Origin of the sequence: Streptomyces sp. H27-H1, from assembly GCF_026627445.1 — a bacterium.
In the GTDB taxonomy this organism is placed as follows: Bacteria; Actinomycetota; Actinomycetes; order Streptomycetales; family Streptomycetaceae; genus Streptomyces.
In genome coordinates this window covers 47502-71594 of the sequence record NZ_JAPNLJ010000031.1, presented here as the reverse complement: position 1 = coordinate 71594, position 24093 = coordinate 47502, and the positions used below count along the sequence as shown (strand labels likewise).

At 71.6% G+C, this 24093-nt stretch carries 18 protein-coding genes; 5 read left to right on the top strand and 13 right to left on the bottom strand.

Annotation, left to right across the window (positions count from 1 at the left end; translation table 11 throughout):
* Positions 1–196: 196 nt before the first annotated feature.
* From OTB20_RS28295 to OTB20_RS28265, 7 genes are all read right to left on the bottom strand, one after another.
* Positions 197–3172, bottom strand: a complete 2976-nt coding sequence (locus OTB20_RS28295; protein WP_267821718.1) for a M14 family metallopeptidase — start codon at positions 3170–3172, stop codon at positions 197–199.
* 176 nt (positions 3173–3348) lie between these two features.
* Positions 3349–4350 carry a DNA-binding protein WhiA gene (gene whiA, locus OTB20_RS28290; RefSeq protein WP_112449750.1) on the bottom strand — a complete coding sequence of 334 codons (1002 nt, stop codon included), beginning with the start codon at positions 4348–4350 and terminating at the stop codon, positions 3349–3351.
* Positions 4341–5411, bottom strand: a complete 1071-nt coding sequence (locus tag OTB20_RS28285) for a gluconeogenesis factor YvcK family protein (protein WP_267821717.1) — start codon at positions 5409–5411, stop codon at positions 4341–4343. The genes whiA and OTB20_RS28285 overlap by 10 nt, the downstream gene beginning before the upstream one ends.
* A complete protein-coding gene (rapZ, locus tag OTB20_RS28280) occupies positions 5408–6403 on the bottom strand; it encodes an RNase adapter RapZ (protein ID WP_267821716.1) in 996 nt (331 codons plus the stop codon). Before rapZ ends, OTB20_RS28285 begins: the two co-directional genes overlap by 4 nt.
* Positions 6400–8412 (bottom strand): excinuclease ABC subunit UvrC, encoded by a 2013-nt coding sequence (gene uvrC / locus OTB20_RS28275; protein ID WP_267821715.1) that lies wholly within the window; start codon positions 8410–8412, stop codon positions 6400–6402. The genes rapZ and uvrC overlap by 4 nt, the downstream gene beginning before the upstream one ends.
* A 96-nt stretch (positions 8413–8508) precedes the next feature.
* Positions 8509–9342, bottom strand: coding sequence for a hypothetical protein (locus OTB20_RS28270; protein ID WP_267821713.1), 834 nt, complete (start codon positions 9340–9342; stop codon positions 8509–8511).
* Between the two features lie 4 nt (positions 9343–9346).
* A complete protein-coding gene (locus OTB20_RS28265) occupies positions 9347–9991 on the bottom strand; it encodes a papain-like cysteine protease family protein (protein ID WP_267821711.1) in 645 nt (214 codons plus the stop codon).
* Positions 9992–10239: 248 nt separating this feature from the next.
* Between OTB20_RS28265 and OTB20_RS28260 the strand changes: the two genes are divergently transcribed.
* Entirely contained in the window at positions 10240–11238 is a 999-nt protein-coding gene (locus tag OTB20_RS28260; RefSeq protein WP_267821709.1) for a hypothetical protein, read from the top strand.
* 20 nt (positions 11239–11258) lie between these two features.
* Here OTB20_RS28260 and OTB20_RS28255 read toward each other — a convergent pair whose 3' ends face one another.
* The gene (locus OTB20_RS28255; protein ID WP_267821707.1) at positions 11259–11717 is read right to left on the bottom strand and encodes a Rieske (2Fe-2S) protein; all 459 of its coding nucleotides are present in this window, start codon (positions 11715–11717) and stop codon (positions 11259–11261) included.
* 99 nt (positions 11718–11816) lie between these two features.
* On the opposite strand from OTB20_RS28255, the gene OTB20_RS28250 reads away from it, so the two are divergent.
* Positions 11817–12686 (top strand): carbohydrate kinase family protein, encoded by an 870-nt coding sequence (locus OTB20_RS28250; RefSeq protein WP_267821705.1) that lies wholly within the window; start codon positions 11817–11819, stop codon positions 12684–12686.
* A gap of 139 nt (positions 12687–12825) precedes the next feature.
* Here the strand turns inward: OTB20_RS28250 and uvrA are convergent, their stop codons facing one another.
* Complete coding sequence (gene uvrA / locus OTB20_RS28245) at positions 12826–15801, bottom strand: excinuclease ABC subunit UvrA (protein ID WP_267821703.1); 2976 nt, start codon at positions 15799–15801, stop codon at positions 12826–12828.
* A gap of 187 nt (positions 15802–15988) precedes the next feature.
* Between uvrA and OTB20_RS28240 the strand changes: the two genes are divergently transcribed.
* The 3 genes from OTB20_RS28240 (at position 15989) to OTB20_RS28230 (ending at position 18888) form a co-directional block, all read left to right on the top strand.
* Positions 15989–16684, top strand: coding sequence for a maleylpyruvate isomerase family mycothiol-dependent enzyme (locus OTB20_RS28240; RefSeq protein ID WP_267821701.1), 696 nt, complete (start codon positions 15989–15991; stop codon positions 16682–16684).
* A 10-nt stretch (positions 16685–16694) separates the two neighbouring features.
* Complete coding sequence (locus OTB20_RS28235; RefSeq protein ID WP_267821699.1) at positions 16695–17351, top strand: MBL fold metallo-hydrolase; 657 nt, start codon at positions 16695–16697, stop codon at positions 17349–17351.
* Positions 17352–17556: 205 nt separating this feature from the next.
* Positions 17557–18888, top strand: coding sequence for an MFS transporter (locus tag OTB20_RS28230; RefSeq protein ID WP_267821756.1), 1332 nt, complete (start codon positions 17557–17559; stop codon positions 18886–18888).
* A 12-nt stretch (positions 18889–18900) separates the two neighbouring features.
* Here OTB20_RS28230 and OTB20_RS28225 read toward each other — a convergent pair whose 3' ends face one another.
* From OTB20_RS28225 to OTB20_RS28210, 4 genes are all read right to left on the bottom strand, one after another.
* On the bottom strand, positions 18901–20109 hold the full coding sequence (locus OTB20_RS28225) for a serine hydrolase domain-containing protein (RefSeq protein ID WP_267821697.1): 1209 nt from the start codon (positions 20107–20109) through the stop codon (positions 18901–18903).
* 93 nt (positions 20110–20202) lie between these two features.
* A complete protein-coding gene (locus OTB20_RS28220; protein WP_267821696.1) occupies positions 20203–21186 on the bottom strand; it encodes a TerC/Alx family metal homeostasis membrane protein in 984 nt (327 codons plus the stop codon).
* A gap of 267 nt (positions 21187–21453) precedes the next feature.
* Positions 21454–23403, bottom strand: a complete 1950-nt coding sequence (locus OTB20_RS28215; protein WP_267821695.1) for a TerD family protein — start codon at positions 23401–23403, stop codon at positions 21454–21456.
* A 90-nt stretch (positions 23404–23493) separates the two neighbouring features.
* On the bottom strand, positions 23494–24072 hold the full coding sequence (locus OTB20_RS28210; RefSeq protein WP_267821693.1) for a TerD family protein: 579 nt from the start codon (positions 24070–24072) through the stop codon (positions 23494–23496).
* Between the last annotated feature and the right edge of the window lie 21 nt (positions 24073–24093).

Here is a 24093-nt window from a genome sequence, read left to right as displayed (position 1 = left end):
CGTTGGGTGCGCCGGCCTGTCCGCCGGCGAGCTGTATGGGATGTCCCCGACCGCTTACGACCCTACCTCTCCGTGAGCTTCGGAGTGACATCGGCCATCCTCTGACACGCCCCGAAGCCCCGCACTCCAGGAAGGGTGCGGGACCTCGGGGACCTTGTGCCTTGTCACTCACGGTGAGGGCGGGCGGGGGCTCTGATCAGTGGTTCAGTGAACGCAGCGCCTTACCGACGAGTACCGCGCGGTCGGCCGCGGCCGGCAGGTGCTCCAGGCCGAAGCCCAGGAGCACGGTGTCACGCGTAGTGACGGAGGCGTAGGACTTGAACAGCTCGCCCGACCGGGACCAATCGCCCGGAACATCGGGGCTTCCGGCAGGTGCGCCCTGGGCGCTCCAGGCGCCGAGCGAGGTCTCGAATCCCTCGGCCGGCTGGTCCACGGCGCCGACCGAGACGCGGGCCTCGTCGGCGAAGACTCCTCGGCCGCCCGAGCCCGGGTCGGTGATGTAGGCGAGGGAGACCTCGACGCTCTTGCCCGCGTACGCGCTCAGGTCGAAGGAGACCTGCTTCCAGCCGCCGGAGACTCCGGTGAAGCTGTTCCAGGAGCCGCTGCTGCCCTGCGGGACGCAGCCGCCCGCGTCGAGGGTGAGGTAGCGGCGCAGGAACGGGTGGCCGTTCACGAAGAACCCGGCCCCGCACTCCTCCGGCACGGTGCTGCTGCTCAGACCGCCCGCCTCGGGCAGCGTGGTCCAGTCGTCGCCGCCCGCGGTACGGGACTCCAGGACCGCGTGGTCGTAGCCCTCCTCGGTGTTCCAGTTCAGGGCCATCTTGAGCTGCGGCTTGTCGGCCGCGGTGACCCCGGTGAGGTCGATGGTGCGGGTGAGGCGCTTCCAGTCGTCGTCCTCGTGCGTGGCCGAGGCCATCGACGCGCCGGCGTACGGGGCGTACGGGTTCACGACCCCGGCGTACTGGCCCGACTGCGCACTCTTGAACCGCGGGAACTGCGCCGCGGGCAGGGTGTCGGAGGTGACCGTGTAGGAGCCCGGGCGGTCGAGCGGGTTGCCCGTGGCGTCGCCGAGGGCGCCCTTGGCCCCGTTCAGGGAGCCCGCGCCGGTGAAGCCGGTGGGGGCGGTGACCCCCGCGCGGCCGTAGGCGCCGAGGAAGTACTGGCTGAAGTCGTTGGTGACGGCGCGGCCGACCTGGGCGTTGCCGCCCGCCAGCTCGCCGGCCTCGATCAGCTTGCCGCCCTCGTTCAGGAAGTCCCGTACCGCCAGCTGCGTGTCGCCGCCCGGAGACTTGGCCCCGGTGTAGTGGACGGCCGTACGGAAGTGGGAGAGCGCTCCGAGGTGGTGCGGGGCGCCCTGGACCGCCACGTCCCAGACCGTCGCGCTCTTGCCGTTGGCGCGCAGGGCGTCGACGTACTTCTGCGCGTGCTGCGCCGGGGCGCCTTCCTCCGCGACCACCAGTACGTCGGCTCGCGGCCGCTCGGCCACCGTGTACGTGAAGTGCTCGCTGGCGACCTGCTTGCCGCCGCGGTCGCGGCCGGTGAACCAGACCTCGACCTTGTCGCCGGGCCTGGCGCCGTCGACCTCGGCCCGGTACTCGTCGAACCAGTTGTTGTCGTCGCCGCCGTAGACCTCGCCGCCCTTCCAGGCCTTGAGGTCCTCGTCGTGGGTGCGCCCACCGTTGATCCGGTCCCCGACAATCCTGTAATGCAGCTCCTTGTCCTTCAGCGCCTTGCGGGCCGTGACGGCGACCGTCTGGTCCTCGCCTCGGGCCGCGTAGGAGGTGGTGAAGGGGTCGAGGGTGAAGTCCGCGGCGGTCAGGCCGAGCGAGGACTTCGGCCGGTCCGGGTGCTCGGCGCTCTCGGCCACGGAGAGCGCGAAGGGGATGTTCTTGGCGAACTCGCCCTGGATGAGCTTCTCGTCGTCCGGGAAGTTGAAGCCGGAGGCGCAGTCCTCGGGCTTCCACGCGTCGGCCGGGTCGATCCCTGAGGCCGTCTGGCAGGTGGTCATCTCCGGCGTGAACATCATGATGCCGTTGGCGTTGGCCGCCTGGCTGTCCGCTTCGCCGTTGGTGGTGTAGAGCTCGGAGGAGACCTGCGGGTAGTAGCCGGGGATCGCCGGGTTCTCCGGGGTGCCGGCGAGCGCCTTGTAGGCGATGTCGTCGGGGGTGGGGGTGGCCACCTGCCAGCCCACGCCGTAGAGGATCAGCTCGGCGGCGGAGTGGTAGTTGACGGCGTAGTCGAAGCCGATGCGCTTTTGGAACTTGTCCAGGGCCACGGTCTCGGGCTCGGAGGCGGCCTTGGCGCCGCGGTAGGTCTCGCTCGCCTGGCTGGGCGAGGAGCCCTCGTTGTCGTAGCCCCACTTGTAGGGGAAATTGCGGTTGAGGTCGACGCCGTCGACCGCGGTGGTCTTGCCGTCGCCGTTGTTGTCGCGCAGGTTCTTGCGCCACAGCCGCTGGCCGTCGGGGGCGAAGGTGTAGTCGTAGCCGTCGGGGTTGGCGGAGAGCAGGAACCACAGCTCGGTGGAGTCCACGAGCTTGGTGATCCGCGGGTCCTTGCCGTAGTTGTCGAGGGTGTGGTGCATCAGCCGCCGGGTCATCTCGGGGGTGATCCACTCACGGGCGTGCTGGTTCGACATGTACAGCACGGAGGGCTTGTCGCCGTCCTTGGCCTTCTTGGCGTTCTTGGTGACCTTCAGGGCGAGGATGTCCTTGCCCTGGACGGTCTTGCCGATGGAGACGACCTTGGTGAGGCCGGGGTTCTCCCGGGCCGTGCGCAGGATCTCCTCCTGGAGCCCGCCCTTGCCGCTGTACGGGCGGAACACCCCGTCCCCGGCCGCCAGGGAGCGGGCCGCGGCCTTCGCCTCGACCTTGCGCTCGGCGAGCTCGATCCCCTGGGCCGCCAGCTCCTTGGCCTGGCCGCCGGTGAGGAAGAGCTCGACCTTGGCGGTCCCGGTCTCCGGAGCGCGTTCGGAGAGCTCGTGCGCGTCCTGGCCCGCGGCCAGGACCAGCGGGACCTGCTCCTTGGTGATGTCGGCGTCGTAGACCCGAACCTCGTCGGCGGCGGACTGCGCCGGCGCACCGGCCTGCGCGTGGGCCGCTGCGGGTAGTGCGGCCAGTGTGGTGCCGAAGACGAATGCGCTTGCGGCGAGGATCGATCTCGCGCGGTGCCTCATGTGCCCCCCTGGGCGTCGTCTGCCACGAAAGCTGCCGCCTGTCACGACAGCTCCGGACGCCAGGCTCACGACCAGCCCATGCTCATGTCAATGGGGCCTACCGTAAGGGGCCCGCACGAGTGATCGTGCGGGCCCCTTACGGAACAGCGCATTCCGCCGTTCGGTCCTGCGTGGTCTCAGCCGGCCATGTTGTCGGCCAGCTCCTCGCTGTCACTGAGGTCGAGGTTCGACTCGGTGCCCGGGATCCCGAGGTCCTGGGCCCGCTTGTCGGCCATCGCCAGCAGCCGGCGGATCCGGCCCGCGACCGCGTCCTTGGTCAGCGGCGGGTCGGCGAGCGCGCCGAGCTCCTCCAGGGAGGCCTGCTTGTGCTCCATGCGCAGCCGGCCGGCCGCGGCGAGGTGCTCGGGGACCTCCTCGGCAAGGATCTCCAGGGCCCGCTGGACCCGGGCACCGGCGGCCACCGCGGCCCGCGCCGAGCGGCGCAGGTTGGCGTCGTCGAAGTTGGCGAGGCGGTTGGCGGTGGCGCGCACCTCGCGCCGCATCCGCCGCTCCTCCCAGGCCAGTACCGAGTCGTGGGCGCCGAGCCGGGTCAGCAGGGCGCCGATGGCGTCCCCGTCCCGTACGACGACCCGGTCCACGCCGCGGACCTCACGGGCCTTGGCCGCGATGGAGAGCCTGCGGGCGGCGCCGACCAGGGCCAGGGCCGCCTCCGGACCGGGGCAGGTGACCTCCAGCGAGGAGGATCGGCCCGGCTCGGTCAGCGAGCCGTGGGCCAGGAAGGCCCCGCGCCAGGCTGCCTCGGCATCGCAGGTCGCCCCGGAGACCACTTGCGGGGGCAGGCCCCGGATCGGGCGGCCGCGGCCGTCCACGAGGCCGGTCTGGCGGGCCAGCTGGTCGCCTCCGGCCACCACGCGGACCACGTAGCGGTTGCCCCGGCGCAGACCGCCCGGAGCCATGATCACCAGATCCGAGGAGTGCCCGAAGATCTCCAGGATGTCCTTGCGCAGGCGGCGGGCCGCGATCCCCGCGTCCAGTTCCGCCTCGATGACGATCCGACCGCTCACCAGGTGCAACCCGCCCGCGAACCGCAGGATCGCCGAGACCTCCGCCTTCCTGCAGCAGGTGCGGGTGACAGGCAGGCGGGCGATCTCATCCTTCACCGCGGGCGTCATCGCCATGGGCCGATCCTTCCATGCATCCGAAAAATACGGTCGTACGCGGCGGCGAGCAGCTCCGGATCATGCTTCGGAGAGCCGTCTTGCCTGGCAACCGGCGCCAGCTCGACCGCGGCGCCGAACCGTTTTGCGGCATCGGCGAGTGACTCGCGATCGGGCACGGCGGCCTGATCGGCCAGCACCACGTCCAGGGCGAGTTTAGGGGCGTGTCGGGCCAAAACCTCCAAATGACGCTGCGGAGAGAAGCCCTCTGTTTCGCCGGGTTGTGGCGCGAGGTTCAGCGAAAGCACCCGCCGGGCCTTCGTCTCGACCAGCGCGTCGAGCAGTTCGGGCACCAGCAGGTGGGGAATCACCGACGAGAACCAGGACCCCGGACCGAGCACCACCCAGTCCGCGTCGAGCACGGCCGCGACCGCTTCCGGCACCGCCGGCGGATCGCTCGGCACCACCTGTACGGAGAGCACCTCGCCGGGGGTCAGCGCCACGGTGGCCTGCCCCCGTACGGTGTCCACGTCCTCGGGGCGGGCCGGATCGTGGCCCTTGACCAGAGCCTGGAGCTCCAGCGGGACCGCCGACATCGGCAGCACCCTGCCCTGGGCGCCGAGCAGCTTGCCGACGAGGTCCAGGGCCTGCACGTGGTCGCCGAGCTGTTCCCACAGCGCGACGATCAGCAGGTTGCCGACGGCGTGCTCGTGCAGCTCGCCCTGGGACTGGAAGCGGTGCTGGATCACCCGGGACCAGGTCTGGCCCCAGTCGTCGTCACCGCACAGCGCGGCGAGCGCCTTGCGCAGGTCGCCGGGCGGCAGTACGCCGAGCTCCTCGCGCAGGCGCCCGCTGGAGCCACCGTCGTCGGCGACGGTGACGACGGCGGTCAGCTCGCCCGTGATCCGGCGCAGGGCGGTCAGCGAGGCCGACAGGCCCATGCCGCCGCCGAGTGCCACGACCTTGGGCGCGACCACCTCGGGGGCCTCGCCGCGGCGCAGGCCGGTGCGGCCCGCTCCGTCCGCGCCCTTGCCGTTGGTGAGCCGGCGCAGGCGGCGGAGCCGCATGGTACGTCCGGTCACTCGCGCCCCATGTCCCTGTGGACGACGACGGTCTCGACTCCCTCGGAGGCGAGGCGGGCGGCGAGCTTCTCCGACATGGCGACGCTGCGGTGCTTGCCGCCGGTACAGCCGACCGCGATGGTCACGTACCGCTTGCCCTCGCGGCGGTAGCCGGTGGCGATGAGCTGGAGCAGCTCGGTGTAGCGGTCGAGGAACTCCTTGGCGCCGGGCTGGCTGAAGACGTAGCCCGACACCTCCTCGTTCAGGCCGGTGAAGGGGCGCAGCTCCGGGACCCAGTGCGGGTTGGGGATGAAGCGGCAGTCGACGACGAGGTCGGCGTCGACGGGGAGGCCGTACTTGTAGCCGAAGGACATCACGGTGGCCCGCAGCTCGGGCTCCTCGTCACCCGCGAACTGGGCGTCCATCTTGGCGCGCAGCTCGTGCACGTTCAGGCTGGAGGTGTCGATGACCAGGTCGGCGTCGCCGCGCAGCTCGCGCAGCAGGTCGCGCTCGGCGGCGATGCCGTCGACGATGCGGCCGTCGCCCTGGAGCGGGTGCGGGCGGCGGACCGACTCGAAGCGGCGGACGAGGGCGTCGTCCGAGGACTCCAGGAAGACGATCCGCCGGGTGACCCCGCGGGTCTCCAGGTCGGCGAGGGATTCGCGCAGCGCGTCGAAGAACTGACGTCCGCGGACGTCGACGACGACGGCGATGCGCGCCACGTTGCCCTGCGAGCGGGCGCCGAGTTCCACCATGGTGGTGATCAGCGCGGGCGGGAGGTTGTCGACGACGAACCAGCCGAGGTCCTCCAGGCACTTGGCCGCCGTACTACGGCCGGCTCCTGACATACCGGAGATGATCACCAGCTCGGGGATGGCCGCCTCGGCGGTATCTCCGGGCTCCACTGTCGTGCCCGTACTCACCTGTGCTCCGTCTCGGTCGTACTCGGATGCGATGTCACTCCCGGAATCCTGCTCTGATCCTCGGTCGTGCCGGGTTTCGCGCTCGGTCATTGCTCGGTCCCCCGATCGGATGCTGCTCCCGCGGGCGCGGGGGTCTCATCCTCAATGATCTCCCCGGTCGCCGTATTGACGGCGGGACCGGCGGGAACCGCCTGGGCGAGGGCCACGGCCACGGTCTCGGCCGTCTTGCGGCCTATGCCGGGGACCTCGCAGATCTGGTCGATTGTCGCCTGTCTCAGTTTTTTCACCGAACCGAAGTGCCTGAGCAGGGCCAGCCTGCGGCTCTCGCCGAGCCCGGGGACCTCGTCGAGCGGGCCGGCCTTCAGGCGCTTGCCGCGCTTGCCCCGCTGGTACTGGATGGCGAACCGGTGGGCTTCGTCGCGGACCCGCTGGAGCAGGTAGAGGCCCTCGCTGCTGCGGGGCAGCACCACCGGGTCGTCCTCCCCGGGGACCCAGACCTCCTCCAGGCGCTTGGCGAGGCCGCACACGGCGACGTCGTCGATCCCGAGCTCCTCCAGGGCCCGCTTGGCGGCGGCCACCTGCGGCTTCCCGCCGTCGACCACCACGAGCTGCGGGGGGTAGGCGAAGCGCTTGGGCCGCCCGTCCTCCTCTGCCGCGTCCACCTCTCCGCCCTCGTCGGGGGACCACTCCCCCGTCTTCAGCTTCTCCTGGAGATAGCGGCGAAAGCGCCGGGAGACGACCTCGTGCATGGAGCGGACGTCGTCCTGCCCCTCGAAGGACTTGATCTGGAAGCGCCGGTACTCGCCCTTGCGCGCCAGCCCGTCCTCGAAGACGACCATCGAGGCCACGACGTCGTCGCCCTGCAGGTGGGAGATGTCGAAGCACTCGATGCGCAGCGGCGCACCGTCCAGTTCCAGTGCCTCGGCGATCTCCTCCAAGGCCCGCGAGCGGGTGGTGAGGTCGGCGGCGCGCTTGGTCTTGTGCAGGGCGAGGGACTGCAGGGCGTTGCGGTGGACGGTCTCCATCAGCGCCTTCTTGTCCCCGCGCTGCGGGATGCGCAGGCTCACGTTCGACCCGCGCCGCTCGGTGAGCCACTGGCTCAGGGCCGGGGTGTCCTCGGGAAGCGCCGGGACCAGCACCTCCTTGGGGACCGCCTCGCCCTTCTCCTCCCCGTACAGCTGCTGCAAGGCGTGCTCGACCAGCCCGGCGGTGTCGACGGCCTCGACCTTGTCGGTGACCCAGCCGCGCTGGCCCCGGACCCGGCCGCCGCGGACGTGGAAGATCTGCACGGCCGCTTCGAGCTCGTCCTCGGCGACCGCGAAGAGGTCGGCGTCGGTGGCGTCCGCGAGCACGACCGCGTTCTTCTCCATCGCGCGGCGCAGGGCCCCTATGTCGTCGCGCAGCCGGGCGGCCTTCTCGTACTCCATCTCCTCGGCGGCCTCGGTCATCTGCTGTTCGAGGCGGGTGAGGTAGGTGCCGGTGCGGCCGGCCATGAAGTCGCAGAAGTCCTCGGCGAGTTCGCGGTGCTCCTCGGGGGTGACCCGGCCGACGCAGGGCGCGGAGCACTTGCCGATGTAGCCGAGCAGGCAGGGGCGGCCGATCTGGGCGGACCGCTTGAACACCCCGGCGGAGCAGGTGCGGACGGGGAAGACCCGGAGCATCAGGTCGACGGTCTCGCGGATGGCCCAGGCGTGCCCGTACGGGCCGAAGTAGCGCACGCCCTTCTTCTTGGGTCCGCGCATGACCTGGACCCGCGGATAGTCCTCGTTCATGGTGACGGCGAGGGAGGGGTAGCTCTTGTCGTCCCGGTACTTGACGTTGAACCGGGGGTCGAACTCCTTGATCCAGGAGTATTCGAGCTGGAGCGCCTCGACCTCGGTGGAGACCACCGTCCACTCGACGGAGGCCGCCGTGGTCACCATGGTGGCGGTACGGGGGTGCAGCCCGGAGAGGTCCTGGAAGTAGCTGGCCAGCCGCTGGCGCAGGCTCTTGGCCTTCCCGACGTAGATCACCCGGCGGTGCTCGTCGCGGAACTTGTAGACCCCCGGGGAGTCGGGGATCTGTCCCGGCTGCGGGCGGTAGCTGGAAGGGTCGGCCATGCCAACCACCCTACTGTCGCCCGCCGACAACCGGGCCGCGGCCCCGCAGGGCCCGGCCGCCCGGCAGGCGACCGGGCGGCCGGGCCCCTCGGGTGGCTACGCCCGCACCACCCGCTGCCGCCGGGCGCGCCGCGCGGCCACCGCGCCGGCCGCGCCCAGCGCCAGGGCCAGGGCCCCGACGGCCGTCGGGAGTCCTGCGAAGGGAGAGCCCGGCCGGGACGCGGAGGCGGAGGCGGCCGTGTCGCGGGCGGTGTCGGCGGCCGTGGCTTCCGTGGGGGCGAAGCCACCGGCGTTCCCGGACTTGCCGTAGGCGGACCCGGGCAGCTTGTCGCCGTAGGCCTTCACGACCCGCGCCCGGTAGGCGGCGAGGCTGGTGCCCTGTGCGCCGACGGCCGCCGCCGCGTCCTCGTCCAGGGGCAGCACCCGCTGGCCGCCGGCCACGTACCAGGCGTCGATCTGCGGTTCGCGGAACACCGTGCCGCCGGGGAGTTTCGCCGAGCCGAGCCGTGCGTAGCGGAACTCGTCGTCGCCGGTGGCGATGTTCACCACCTGCCAGCCCGCTCGCGTCTTCGCGGTCCACAGGGCGGCCTGCTGGCCGTCCGAGGAGACGGCCTTGCTGGCGAGGAACTCCAGCCGGGCCACGCTCGCGCCCGCCTTCCCCGCGACGAACTCCGGTGAGAGGTAGTGCACGGGCACCGTCTCGCCCTCGATACGGGGCTGCGCGGCGGTGAGCGAGACCTTGCCCTCGCGGGCGAAGAAGCGGGACAGGGTGGCGAGCGTGTCGGGGGCCGCGGCCGTCCGTCCGGCGGCCGCCAGGTTCTCGGCGGTGGCGTTCTGGGGCTGTGGAACCGGCGCCGCTGATGCCTGGTTGGGGGCCAGGGCCAGTACGGCGGTGGCGGCGACGGCCGCCACGGCGAGGCGAGGATTCATGAGGTCACGCCCCGATCCGGTAGAGCGAGTGGGTCCAGGAGAAGGTGCTGTTGTCCACGTACCAGGCGTGCGAAGCCCAGTTGTAGCGATCGCTGGAGGGCCACGGGTCTCCCCAGTACACCCAGCTGTTCGCGGTGTCGTAGCCGTAGATCACGTGCATGTGGCCACCGCCGTTGGACCACTGGATGCGGGTCTCGACGGGGCGGTTGGCGTTGATCTCGGTCTGGACGGTGGAGTACTGGAGCCAGCCGGTCACGTAGGAGCCGGAGCTGATGCCGGCCCAGCGCAGGCCGGTCTGCACATTGGCCAGGTTCGCCTGGTTGTTGGGGCAGTCGTAGCCCTGCTGGCGGTTGAAGGCGGCGTTGCAGAACTGGTTCTGGCTGTAGCTGCGGCCGAACCAGGTGGCGATGGTGTTGCCCGCGGCGGCCCAGCACCAGTTGGTCTTCTGTTGCGCCTGCATGGTGATGTTCAGCCGCTTCGACGCCAGGGCTGTGGTGTTCCCGGTGGCGGCGGTGGTCGCGGTGGTGGCAGTGGTGGTGGTGCCCGTACCGGCGGCGGCATCGGCGGCGGTGACGGTACCGGTGGGCAGGGCGAGGAGCAGGGCGGTGATGAAGGCGGCGAGGGTGAGCCGCCGGTTCTGATGGCGCATCGCGTTCCTCCCGAGGTGGGGAGTGGGGGTGGAGGAGCGCGTCCGGACGCTGTGGAGGAGCATCAGGTGTTGTCGGGAACAGGTCAACACGCTTCAATACGGCGTGACATCGCGGTGTGAACGGTGGGGCCAGAGTGTGAACGTCTGCCGTCACCCCACCCGGACCCACCTGGACCCACCCGGACCAGGGGCGTCACCCGCCGCAGCGCCCGCACCCCGCCGCGTGAACGTTCACAGGAGGAGCCGCCATGCGGTCCAGCGCGAACGGCACCTTCTCGGCCAACGCCGCCTCGGACGGCCCCCACTCGGACAGCGCCCGCTCCGACAGCGCCCTGGACCTCCCGCAGCTGCTGCGCGAAGGTCCCTTCCACCTCGCGCTCCGCGCCGCCCTCACCGCCCGCGGCCTGCCCCTGCACCGGGTGCAGCACCGGCTCGCCGCCCGCGGCATCAAGCTCGGGGTGACCAGCCTCAGCTACTGGCAGCAGGGCGCCCGACGGCCGCGCCGCCCCGAGTCACTCAAAGCCGTACGGGCCCTGGAGCAGATTCTGGAACTGCCCGAGGGCGCCCTGCTGCGGCTGCTGGCCGCACCGGATCCCGCCGGACCCGGGACGGCCCGGCCGCCCGCCCGTTCGTACCGCGCCCTGTTCAGCGTGGGCGCGGCCGTGGAAACCCTGCTGGCCGGCATGGAACTGCCCGCCGACGGCGGCCTGCACACCGTCGGCCACCACGAGCGGGTGCGGATCGGGCCCGCCGGGGAGCTGCTCGGCCGCGAATCGCAGCACGTCGTACGGGCCCACCGCGACGGGGTCGACCGGTACATCGCCGTCCACCACGGGGACCCGGGCTGCGACCCGGAGCGGATCCGCGTACGGGCCGACGAGAACTGCCGGACCGGGCGGATCCGCCGCCACCCCGAAGCCGAGCTCGTCGTCGCCGAGCTGCTCTTCGACGCCCGGCTGCGCGCCGGGGACACCTACGTCTTCGGCTACGGCTTCGAGGACGGCACCGCCGGGCGCAGCGCCGAGTACGTGCGCGGCTTCAGCTACACGGGCGGGCAGTACGTGCTCCAGGTCCGCTTCGACGAGGCGGCGCTGCCGGTGCGCTGCCGCCGCTTCACGCGCAGCGGGCCGGACGCACCGCGCGGGCGGCTCGCGGACCTCACCCCGAGCGGACCGCACCGGGCCGTGCACCTGGTGGAACAGGGGGTGCGGCGCGGGATCCTGGGGATCGGCTGGGACTGGGAGTGAGCGCCGGAGCGGCTACGCCGTCAGCCGGCGATGAGCTTGCCGCCCTCGGCCCGCACCGGGACCTCCGGCAGCGGGTCGGAGGCCGGGCCGCGCAGCACCTTGCCCGTGGTCACGTCGAAGCGACTGCCGTGGCAGGGGCAGTTCCCCTCACCCTCGACGATCTTGTCCAGGACGCAGCCCGCATGGGTGCACTGGGCGCTGAAGGCCTTGTACTGACCCGCCTCCGCGCAGCTGACCACGAGCTTCTTCTCCCGGAACAGCTTCGCGCCGCCGACGGGCACCTCCGACGCCGCGCCCAGCTCTACGGGCTCGGTGGGAACCGCCGGGGAGCCGGCGCCGCTGCCGGTCCCGGTGGAGCAGGCCGTGAGCGCCACACCGCCGGCGGCGGCTCCGACGATCGCGGCGGCGCCCTTGAGGACGGTACGGCGGGCCGGGGGCACCTCCCAGCGAAGCGAGGGGGTGGACTGCGACGCGGACATGCGGTTCTCCCGGAGTGAGGATGCGGCTGGGCTCGCCCGGGCCGGGCCCGGGCGGGCCCACCCGACGATACCGCCGCCCGATGGGGTAGCTTCCCCCGCGTGATCGTCGTCGGTGGAGAAGCCCTGATCGACCTGGTGCCCGTCGCGCAGCCGCCGGGCGCACTGCTGCCCCGGCCGGGCGGCGGACCGTACAACACCGCGCTCGCGCTGGGCCGGCTCGGCGCGCGGGTCGCCTTCTGCTCGCGGATCTCGACGGACGGCTTCGGCGTCTCGCTGCTCGCCGGGCTGCGCGCGGCCGGAGTGGACCTCTCGCTGGTCCAGCGCGGACCGGAGCCGACCACGCTGGCGGTGCCCTCGCTGGCCCCGGACGGCTCGGCGGCGTACGGCTTCTACGTCGAGGGCACGGCCGACCGGCTGTTCCGGCTGCCGCCCGCGCTGCCCGAGGGGGTACGGGCCCTCGCGCTCGGCACCTGTTCCCTGGTGCTGGAGCCCGGGGCCGGCGCCTACGAGGCCCTGCTCCGCCGGGAGTCCGGGCGCGGGCTGCTGACCCTGCTCGATCCCAACATCCGCCCGGCGCTGATCGCCGACCCGGCGGCCTACCGGGCCCGCTTCCTGTCCTGGCTGCCGTACGTCGGCGTGCTGAAGCTGTCGGAGGAGGACGCGGCGTGGCTGGGCGGCCGTGTCGGCGACTGGCTGGCGGCGGGGCCCTCGGCGGTGGTGCTCACCCGGGGGGCCGGTGGCCTCACGGTGTGGACGCGGGAGGGAGCGGAGCACTCGGTGCCCGCACACCAGGTCTCGGTGGTGGACACCATCGGCGCGGGCGACACCGTGAACGCGGCCCTGCTCCACCGTCTCTCGGCCGGCCCTGCGGACTGGCCCGAAACCCTGTCCTACGCCGCCGCGGCGGCCGCCCTGACCTGCACCCGCGCAGGCGCGGAGCCCCCGTACGCGTCCGAGCTCAACGACTAGCGGCCGGCCAGCCTCACGGCCGACGGCCGTCATGCCGGCGCCGACCCGAGGCTGCGCCCGAGCCCCTGGGGCTCCGGCCCGGACCCCGCGCGCCTCGAACGCCGGCGAGGCTGGAAAGTCCAGCCCCGCCGGTCGAGGGCTACGCCTTGCGGGCCCTCGTGGCCTTCTTCGCGGCTGCCGGGGCCGCCGCCTTCTTGGCCGGGGCCGCCGCCTTCTTCCGCGCGGCCGTCTTCTTCGCCGCCGGCCGGGCGACCGGCTCCGCGTCGGAGATCCGGTCCGCGCCCAGGATGTCCCGCAGGAACTTGCCCGTGTGGCTCGCACCCACCGAGGCGACCTGCTCCGGCGTGCCCTCCGCGACGACGAGGCCGCCTCCGTAACCGCCCTCCGGGCCCATGTCCACGACCCAGTCCGCGGTCTTGATGACATCGAGGTTGTGCTCGATGACGATCACCGAGTTCCCCTTGTCCACGAGCCCCGACAGCACCTTGATCAGCTTCGAGATGTCCTCGAAGTGCAGACCCGTCGTCGGCTCGTCCAGGACGTACACCGTCCGCCCGGTCGACCGCTTCTGGAGCTCCGAGGCCAGCTTGACGCGCTGCGCCTCACCGCCCGACAGCGTCGGCGCCGACTGGCCGAGCCGCACGTACCCCAGCCCCACCTCGTTCAGCGTCTTCAGGTGCCGCGAGATCGTCGGAACCGCCTCGAAGAACCCGGCGGCCTCCTCGATCGGCATGTTCAGGACCTCGGCGATGGACTTGCCCTTGTAGTGGACTTCCAGCGTCTCCCGGTTGTACCGGTCGCCGTGACAGACCTCGCACGGGACGTACACGTCCGGCAGGAAGTTCATCTCGATCTTGATCGTGCCGTCGCCGGAGCAGTTCTCGCACCGGCCGCCCTTCACGTTGAAGGAGAAGCGGCCCGGCAGGTAGCCGCGCACCTTCGCCTCCATCGTCTCCGCGAACAGCTTGCGGACGTGGTCGAAGACACCGGTGTACGTGGCCGGGTTGGACCGGGGGGTCCGGCCGATCGGCGACTGGTCGACGTGCACGACCTTGTCGACGAGGTCGTCGCCGTCCACCCGCGTGTGCCGCCCCGGAACCGAGCGCGCGCCGTTGAGCTCGCGCGCCAGGTGCGTGTACAGGATGTCGTTGACCAGCGTCGACTTGCCGGAGCCCGATACGCCCGTCACCGCCGTGAGCACGCCCAGCGGGAAGGACACGTCGATGTCCTGCAGGTTGTTCTCCTTGGCGCCGTGGACCGTGAGCTTGCGCGACGGGTCCACGGGGCGGCGTACGTCCGGGAGCGGGATGGACCGCTTGCCCGACAGGTACTGGCCGGTGATCGACTCGGGGTTCTTCAGCAGCTCCTTCAACGAGCCGCTGTGGACGACCTTGCCGCCGTGCTCGCCGGCGCCGGGGCCGATGTCCACGACCCAGTCGGCCACCTTGATGGTGTCCTCGTCGTGCTCGACGACGATGAGCGTGTTGCCCATGTCCCGCAGTCGTACCAGCGTCTCGATCAACCGGTGGTTGTCCCGCTGGTGCAGGCCGATGGAGGGCTCGTCCAGGACGTAGAGCACGCCCACGAGGCCGGAGCCGATCTGCGTGGCGAGGCGGATGCGCTGGGCCTCGCCGCCCGAGAGCGTGCCGGCGGCGCGGTTGAGGGAGAGGTAGTCCAGGCCGACGTCGACGAGGAAGCGGAGCCGCTCGTTGACCTCCTTCAGGACCCGCTCGGCGATCTTCTTGTCACGGGCGTCGAGCTTCATCCGCCCCAGGAAGTCCGCGCACTCGCTGATCGACATCGCGGCGACCTCGGCGATGGAGCGGTCCATCACCGTTACCGCGAGCACGATCGGCTTGAGCCGGGTGCCCTGGCAGGTGGGACAGGGCACCTCGCGCATGTAGCCCTCGAAGCGCTCGCGGCTGGCGTCGCTCTCGGACTCCGAGTGGCGCCGCTTCACGAACGGCACCGCGCCCTCGAAGGCCGTGGTGTAGGCGCGCTCGCGCCCGTACCGGTTGCGGTAGCGGACCTCGATCTGCGTCTTGTGGCCGTACAGCAGGGCCTTCTTCGCCCGCAGCGGAAGCCCGGCCCACGCGATGTCGGTGCGGAAGCCGAGCTCCTCGGCGAGCGCGCCGACCAGTCGCTGGAAGTAGTCCTTGGTGTGGCCGAGCGACCACGGCGAGACCGCGCCCTCGTCCAGGGACTTGTCCTCGTCCGGAATGATCAGCTCCGGGTCCACCTCCATGCGCGTACCGATGCCGGTGCACTCGGGGCAGGCGCCGAAGGGCGAGTTGAAGGAGAAGGAGCGCGGCTCCAGCTCCTCGAAGGACAGGTCGTCGTACGGGCAGTAGAGGTGCTCGGAGTACATCCGCTCGCGCTCGGGGTCGTCCTCCGCGAGGTCGACGAAGTCCAGGATCACCATGCCGCTCGACAGCCCGAGGGCGGTCTCCACGGAGTCCGTCAGCCGGCGCTTGGCGCTGTCCTTGACGGTGAGGCGGTCGATGACCACCTCGATGGTGTGCTTCTCCTGCTTCTTCAGCGTGGGCGGTTCGGAGAGCTGGATCGTCTCCCCGTCCACCCGGGCGCGGCTGTAGCCCTTGGTCTGGAGGTCGGCGAAGAGGTCGACGAACTCGCCCTTGCGCTCGCGCACCAGCGGCGAGAGCACCTGGAAGCGGCTGCCCTCGGGCAGCGCGAGCACCTTGTCGACGATCGCCTGTGGCGACTGCCGCGAGATCGGCCGGCGGCACTCGGGGCAGTGGGGCTTGCCGATGCGGGCGAAGAGCAGGCGGAGGTAGTCGTAGACCTCGGTGATCGTGCCGACGGTGGAGCGCGGATTGCGCGAGGTGGACTTCTGGTCGATGGAGACGGCCGGGGAGAGGCCCTCGATGAAGTCGACGTCGGGCTTGTCCATCTGCCCGAGGAACTGGCGGGCGTACGACGAGAGCGACTCGACGTAGCGGCGCTGACCCTCGGCGAAGATCGTGTCGAAGGCCAGGGAGGACTTGCCCGAACCGGAGAGTCCGGTGAAGACGATGAGCGAGTCGCGCGGCAGGTCAAGAGAGACGTTCTTGAGGTTGTGCTCGCGAGCGCCACGAACGATGAGACGGTCGGTCACGCCGGTCCGCACCTTTCTTGAGAGAGCGGGGGCACTGGCCCCCGGTCCAGGGTATTGGGGGGCGGCTCCGCGGTGGACTTGGAGACTGGACTCCGAGCGTATAGCACGTGCATTCGATTTCTGGCACTCCGGCACCGGCTTCACCCGATCGTGTGGCCGGAAGCCTTCAACCACTAGGCTCGGCCGCATGATTGATCATGTGGACGACCTGCGCTCGGTACGTGAGGCCACGGAGCGGCTGCTGGCCGCGGCGGCAAAGCTGGACAACGGGGCCCTGGCCGAAGAGTCACATCTCCCCGGCTGGACCCGCGGCCACGTCCTGGCGCACCTCGCCCGCAACGCGGACGCACTGGTCGAGGTGTTCGAGGGCCGCCCGATGTACGAGAGTGCCACCTCCCGGGAATCCGACATCGAGCGCGATGCGGGGCGTCCCCTGCTGGAACAGCTCGAAGACGTCCGGAATTCCGGGGACCGCTGGCAGGCCGTGGCCGAGCGCCCGCAGGACTGGACCCGCACCGTGGAACTGCGCAACGGGGTCACCGACACCGCGGCCCGGGTGCCCTTCCGCCGCCTGATCGAGGTCGAGCTGCACCACGTCGACCTGAACATCGGATACGAGCTCTCCGACCTCTCGGACGACTTCAGCGAGCGGGAGATCTCCTTCCTCGCCGCCCGCTGGTCGGGCCGCCCGGAGGTGCCGCCGGTCACACTGCGGCGGTCCGCGACGGACCGGGAATGGCACACCGGCGGCACGGAGGGCACTCCGGTCGTCCTGGAGGGCCCCGCGGACGAACTCCTCGGCTGGCTCGCCGGGCGCGGCCTCCAGGGCGCTCACCTCGCAGTCCTGGCCGGCGACGGCCTGCCCGGCCTCCCCCCGCTCTAGGATTGCCGGTATGACGTACAGCGGAGCGGTCAAGGTCGGCGGTCCGGCCGACGTGCACGAACTCTCGGACCTGATGATTTCCAAAGTCGCGGTGGGCGGCATGAACAACAACGCCTATCTGCTGCGCTGCCGGTCCACCGACGAGCAGCTGCTGATCGACGCGGCCGCGGAGCCGGCGACCCTGCTGAGCCTGATCGGCGACGGCGGCATCGCCTCCGTGGTCACCACGCACCAGCACGGCGACCACTGGGGCGCACTGGCGGACGTGGTCCGGGCGACCGGCGCGCGGACGTACGCGGGCGCCCACGACGCGGAGGGCATCCCGGTCGCGACCGACGTGCTCGTCGCGGACGGGGACACGATCACGGTCGGACGGGTCACACTGACCGCCCGCCACCTGGTCGGCCACACCCCCGGCTCGATCGCGCTGGTCTACGACGACCCGCACGGCCACCCGCACGTGTTCACCGGCGACTGCCTCTTCCCGGGCGGCGTCGGCAACACCTCGGGCGACCCGAAGGCCTTCGCCCAGCTCGTCGACGACGTCGAGCACAAGCTCTTCGACCGGCTGCCGGACGAGACCTGGGTCTACCCCGGCCACGGCAACGACACCACGCTCGGCGCCGAGCGGCCCCACCTCGCCGAATGGCGCGAGCGCGGCTGGTAGTACCCGGCCCGGACGGCTGCGCGGCGGGACGGCGGGGCGGCGGGGCAACCCGTCAACCTCACGCCGGACCGCACTTCCTTCCGGTCATTGACAGCCGAACGCACGTCCTGAGGGGGCGGGGCGGGGTAATTGCTGCACCATGCAACAAGACCCCTCCCCGGCTCCCCCCACCCAGGCCGTCCCGGCCGACGCACCGCACCCCTCGATGCTCCGGATCGCCTCGGCCTCCCTCGCCGGCACCGCCATCGAGTTCTACGACTTCTTCGCCTACGGCACCGCCGCGGCCCTGGTGCTCGGCCCGCTCTTCTTCCCCTCCTTCTCCCCGCTCGCCGGAACCCTCGCCGCCTTCGGCACCTTCGGCGTCGGCTTCCTCGCCCGCCCGCTCGGCTCCGCCGTCTTCGGCCACATCGGCGACCGGTACGGCCGCCGCCCGGTGCTGCTCGCCTCCCTGCTGCTCACCGGCCTGGCCACGGTGGCGGTGGGCTGCGTGCCCTCGTACGCCTCCATCGGGATGGCCGCGCCGATCCTGCTGGTCCTGCTGCGCTTCCTCCAGGGCCTCGGCCTCGGCGGGGAGTGGGGCGGCGCGGTACTGCTGACCGCCGAGCACGCCCCCGAGCAGCGGCGCGGGCTGTGGTCGAGCTTCCCGCAGATGGGTCCGGCGGTCGGGTTCCTACTGGCCAACGGCCTGATGCTGGTCCTGTCGAGCGCGCTGTCCGACGGACAGTTCGCCGCGTGGGGCTGGCGGGTGCCGTTCTGGGTGGCCGGGCTGCTGGCCCTGACCGGGCTGTGGCTGCGCCGCTCGGTGGAGGAGACCCCGCCGTTCCGCGCGCTGGCCGAGACCGGCCACCGGGCCGACGCCCCACTGGCCGAGGTCCTACGGGGCCACTGGCGCCTGCTCCTGCTGACCGGCGGGGCCCTGGCCGTGGGCTACGCGGTCTTCTACGCGGTCACCACCTGGTCCCTCGCGTACGCCACCGAGCACCTCGGCGTGCACCGCTCCGTGATGCTGGCCTGCATCATGGTGGCCGTCGCCCTCAAGGGACTGGCCACCCCGGTGATCGCGGTGCTCGGCGACCGCTACGGCCGGCGCCCGCTGTGCCTGGCGGGCTGCACGGCGTCCGCGCTGTGGATGTTCCCGTTCGTGGCGCTGCTGCGCACCGCGGACCCGCCGCTGATGACCCTGGGGCTGGTCGGCGCCCTGTTCGGCATGGTGACGATGTTCGCGGTGGTGGGCGCGTACCTGCCCGAGCTGTACCCCCCGCGGATCCGCTGCACGGGCGCGGCCGTCGGCTACAACCTCGGCGGTGTCCTGGGCGGGGCGCTGACCCCGATCGTGGCGACGGCCCTGGCGGACGGCTCCGGGCCGCCGTGGGCTGTTGCCGTGTACCTGACGGCGATCGCCCTGGTCTCGCTGGCCTGCTTCGCGCTGCTGCCGGAGACGAACCCGACGGTCGTACGGCAGCGGACGGGCGCGCCGGGCGCGGACAAGGAGACGGACAAGGAGACGGAGGCGGCCGGAGCGGCCGCCCCCGTATAACCGTGCAGCCGCTCAGCTGCTCTTGGGCGCGACCGGCTTGTGGCCGGGGTACACGTGGTCGGGGGTCACGATGCCGGTGATCGCCTCGCCGAAGAGCGTGCTGGGTTCCTGGCCCTCGTACGTGTCGTCGGTGTTGAGCACGACGACCATGGTCGCCTGCTCCTGCGGCAGGTAGACGGTCAGGGTCTCGTACCCGGGCAGTGATCCGTTGTGGCCGATCCATCCCTGGACGTTGAAGATGCCGAGCCCGTAGGCGGCGCCGGGGATGATGCCGATCGGCTGGGTCTTCAGGCGCTCGGCCTGGGTCGCGGGGGTCAGCAGCGTGCCGGTGGCAAGGGTCTTCGCCCAACTGCGCAGGTCCTGGAGGTCGGAGACCATGGCTCCGGCGGCCCAGGCCCAGGAGGGATTGAAGTCGGTCGCGTCCACGAGCTTGCCGCCGGGCAGATCGGTGGTGTAGCCGTGCGCGTGCGGCTCGGGGAACTGCGTCCCGACCGGGAAGAGGGTGCGGTCGCTCAGCCCGGCGGCCTTCACGACGTCCTGGTCGATGACTTCCTGGAGCGGCCGGCCGGTCATCTTCTCCACCAGCAGGCCGAGCAGGATCAGATTGGTGTTGGAGTACTCGAACTCCGCACCCGGCGCGAAGTTCACCGGATGCTTGAAGGACATGGCCAGCAGCTGCTGCGGCGTGAAGGTGGAGGCGATCTTCGCGCCGAAGCCCGGGTCCTCGCTGTAGTTGAAGAGCCCGCTGCGCATGCCCGCCAGTTCGCGCAGGGTGATGCGGTCCCCGTTCGGCACTCCGCTGATGTACTTGCCGATCGGGTCGTCCAGGGCGAGCTTGCCCTGGTCGACCAGTTGCAGGAGCGCGGTGACCGTGAACGTCTTGGTCTCGCTGCCGATGCGCACACCGAGGTCGGGCGTCATCGGCGCACCGGTCGCCTTGTCGGCCACGCCGAAGGACTTCACGTAACTGCCCTTGCCCGGGGCCCACAGGCCCACGGTCACGCCGGGCACCTTGGCCTGGTCCATGACCTGGCGCACGGCCGCGTCCAGTCGGGCCGCGACGGCCGGGGTGAGCTGTGGGAAGCCCGTGTCGCCGTCCGGGGACGGAGCGGCGGACACGGACGGCGCCGGGGCGGTGGCCCCGTACGCGGAACCCGCGGCGACCGGGGCGATGAGTAGGCCTGCGGCCGAGACGGCCACGCAGGCCCGGCGCATACGCATGCGGTACGGCCTCATTACAGGGCCTCCTGTCGTACGGCGACCAAGCGGACTCACCAGCCTAGGCCCGGGCCACCCCGGTCGCGCGACGAAGGATCAGGCGTCGATGTGCTCCGGGCCGGCCGCGGCCTCGGCCTCGGCCTGCTTCTTCGAGGCGATCAGGCTGGTGATCGTGGTGATCACCAGGACACCGCAGATGACGCCCAGGGAGACCGGGATGGAGATCTGCGGGACGTGCAGGCCCGACTCGTGCAGGGCGTGCAGGACGAGCTTGATGCCGATGAAGCCGAGGATGACGGAGAGGCCGTAGCTGAGGTGGACCAGCTTCTTGAGCAGGCCGCCGATGAGGAAGTACAGCTGGCGCAGACCCATCAGGGCGAAGGCGTTGGCGGTGAAGACGATGTACGGATCCTGCGTGAGGCCGAAGATCGCGGGGATCGAGTCCAGGGCGAACAGCACGTCGGTGGTGCCGATGGCGAGCATGACGACCATCAGCGGGGTCAGGATGCGCTTGCCGTTGCTCTGGATGAAGAGCTTGGTGCCGTGGTAGCGGTCGGCGACGCCGAACTTCTTCTCGATGGACTTCAGGAGGCGGTTCTCCTCGAACTCCTCTTCCTCCTCGTCCTTGCGGGCTTCCTGGATCAGCTTCCACGCGGTGTAGATGAGGAACGCGCCGAAGATGTAGAAGACCCACGAGAAGTTCGTGATGATCGCGGCGCCGGCGGCGATGAAGATGGCGCGCAGGACGAGGGCGATCAGCACGCCGATCAGCAGCACGCGCTGCTGGAGCTGTGAGGGGACCGCGAACTTCGCCATGATCAGGACGAAGACGAAGAGGTTGTCCACGCTCAGGGACTTCTCGGTGATGAAACCGGCGAAGAACTCCTGCGAGGCCTGGCCGTGCCCGAACACCAGCAGGCCCAAGCCGAAGAGGCCGGCGAGGACGATCCAGACGACCGTCCAGATCCCGGCTTCCTTCATGGAGACGTCGTGCGGCTTGCGGCCGATGAAGAAATCGGCGCCGATGAGGATGCTCAGACCGAGAATGGTCAGCACCCAGAGGGTCAACGAAACGTCCACTATTAACACGCCTCCGGCAGATGGCTCAGAACTTTGTCAGCGTCATCGCTGCCGGAGGTCTCTTCCACCCGGACGGCCAGGAGGCCACGGGCCGACGCCCCGGGACCGATTGCAGTCCGTATTGACGGGCACGCCGTAGCAGGAAAGCAGGAATACTCCCCTCCGCACTCACCAGGGTACCCGCCAGAGGCGCCCAAGGTAAAGGGAATGCCAAGGGTTGGTCAGCGGGCAGTCATCCGGGCGGGCTGCCGACCGCCCGGACCCGGGCTACCGTGCGCCGCCCCGGGCCGCCGCGACCCGCTCCAATGCCTGGTCAAGGACCCGGCTGCCCTGCGGGGGCAGGTCCGGCTCGAAGATCCAGGCGTGATGCACCCAGGGGTCGGCGAGGTGGTTGTCCGGCACGGGCGACAGCCGCATGAGCGAGCGCCACAGCGGGTCCAGCAGCGGCCCGTAGGCCGAAGCCTCGTCACGGTCCGCGACCATCAGCAGGTGCACGCCGACCGCCGGCCCCTCGTCGGCGAGGTAGCGCAAACGGGTGACGGCACGATCGTCGAACCCGTGCGGGAAATCGTGCACGATCAGCAGCTGGTCGGAGGTGTCCACATCCGGCGGCAGGTCCTCCGGGGCCCCGGCCCGCACCGCCATCTGTACGAGGTCCACCCGACGGGTCAGCCGCTCCAGGGTCTCGGTGACCCCCGCGGCCCCGGCGGCGGGCGCCCCGGCCAGGACCCCGGCGCGCACCAGCGGGGCCAGCGAGGCGGCTCCGGCGCCGGCCGCGTCGATGACGTGGACGGCGAACCGGTGGGCGGGGTGGACGGCCAGCATGCGCCCCGCGTACGCGACGGCCATGTCCATGGCGGCCCGGCGCAGCCGGTCGGTGTCCATCGCCATGGCCGCCTCGGAGCCGGTACGGCCGTTGTCTATCCACAGGCCGCGCTCCAGCGGGACCCGGACCAGCATGGGGATGCGCAGGCCGGGCTGCTCGGGCAGGTGGAGGTCGCCCAGGCGCAGGGCCAGCGGGGCTTCGGCGGGCACGGAGTGCGCCTGCCAGACCGGGTTGTCCCAGCGGGCATACGCGGCGGGCAGCGCGGGCTCGACCACCTCGGACTCGGCGGCGAGCTGGACCAGGTCCCGGTCGAGCGCTTCCTGCGCCCGCGCGACCAGTTCCTCGCGGTGGGTTCGGGCGGCGTCCCGGGCGATGTTCGCGGAGCCGCCGAGCCGGTGGCGGGGGTCGGACAGCGCCTCGTCGAGCTCCCGGTCCATCCGGGAGTCGGCGAACTCGACGGCGCCGCGGTAGGCGGCGACGGAGCGGGCCAGATCCTCGAACATGCCCCAGACCTGGTTGTAGAGCCGCTCCTCCATGGACCAGCCGCCGGCGTCCCCGGCGACGGGGCGCGGCGGCTCGCCGGGCCGCGGCGGCGCTGCCGGGCGCGGGGCGGGTTCGGGCGGCTCGGTGCTGGTGCGGCGGCGCGGGTGGGCGTAGCTGATGGTGGGCGGGGAGCTCGGGGTGTCCGTGCCCGGCGTACCGGCGTACGGGGCTCCGGAGACCGGGAGGGGCTCCGGTGGCGTGGGGACGGCCGACGGCGGGACACCCTGCGGGGCCGGGGCCCGGAGGCCGCGCGGCACGGTCGGGGGCGGCCCGCCGGGCATGACGGCCAGGGTGATGTCCCCGGCCGGCGCCGTCCCCAGCGCGCCTGCGGCCAGCTCCGCGGCGGCCGGTGCGGTCAGTCCGGCGTCGGCCAGGAGCGCGCCGAGGCCGTCGGCGTACCCCTGGCCGACGGCGCGCACCTTCCAGGCTCCCTGGCGCCGGTACAGCTCCAGGGCCACGACGGCGGTCTCCGACTCCAGTCCGGTCAGGGTGTACCCGGCGAGCTCCGCGCCCTCCGGGTCGGCCACGCACACGTAGGAGGCGGGGACCGCGCCGAAGTGCCCCGGGCCGCCGGGCGGCAGGACCAGGACGAAGCCGACCCGGTGGACGGCCGGTGCGACCGCGTCGAGGTCGACCGCTATGCGGTGCTGCCCCGAGGCCGCGCCGGGCACTTCCAGCCCGGGCACGGTGCGGGCGCCCGGGTGGGCGACCGCACCGGGGCCGGCGAGCCGGCCCGCTTCGTCGCCGAGCTGGGCCAGGGCGAGCACGGGCGTGCCCGCCGAGACCCTGATCTCCACCCGGCTCCGGGACAGGGGGTGGTTCTGCCCCCGGACCAGTTCGGCCGTCATCGTGCAGCCCCTCCCCCGTACCCGTTCTTCCGCCGGGCCCTCGATCGGGCCCGGTCGTGCTGTGCTGTTGTGCCGTACTGCCGGTCCTGCTTACAGGTGCGGCAGGATCGCCGGCATCAGGTCCTGGAAGGTACGGCCGTTGGCCGGGTTCCCGAGGGCCGTCATCTGCCAGCCCGCACCGACGCGCGACACCTTCGCCATGATCTGAGCGGTGTACTGGCCGCCCCCGTCCAGGGTGTAGCGGGCCAGCTCCTGCCCGTTAGTCTCGTCGACGATGCGGCAGAAGGCGTTCTCGACCTCCTGGAACGTCTGGCCGGTGAAGGAGTTCACCGTGAAGACGATCTGGTCGATGTGCACCGGCACGCGCTGCAGGTCGACGAGGATCGACTCGTCGTCCCCGCCCTGGCCGACACCGCCGACGAGGTTGTCGCCGGTGTGCTTGACCGAGCCGTCGTCGCTCTGCAGGTGGCGGAAGAATACGACGTCCACGGGCTGCTTGTCGGCGAAGAGCACCGCCGACGCGTCGAGGTCGATCTCCCGGGTCCGCGAGCCGAACAGCCCCCGGCGCTTGGCGGCCTGCCAGCCGAGGCCCATCCTGACCGCGGTCAGCGTGCCTCCGTCCGCCTTCTGCAGATTGATGGCCTGACCCTTGGTCATGTTGACCGTCACGCGCTGTCCCCTCTCCATAGC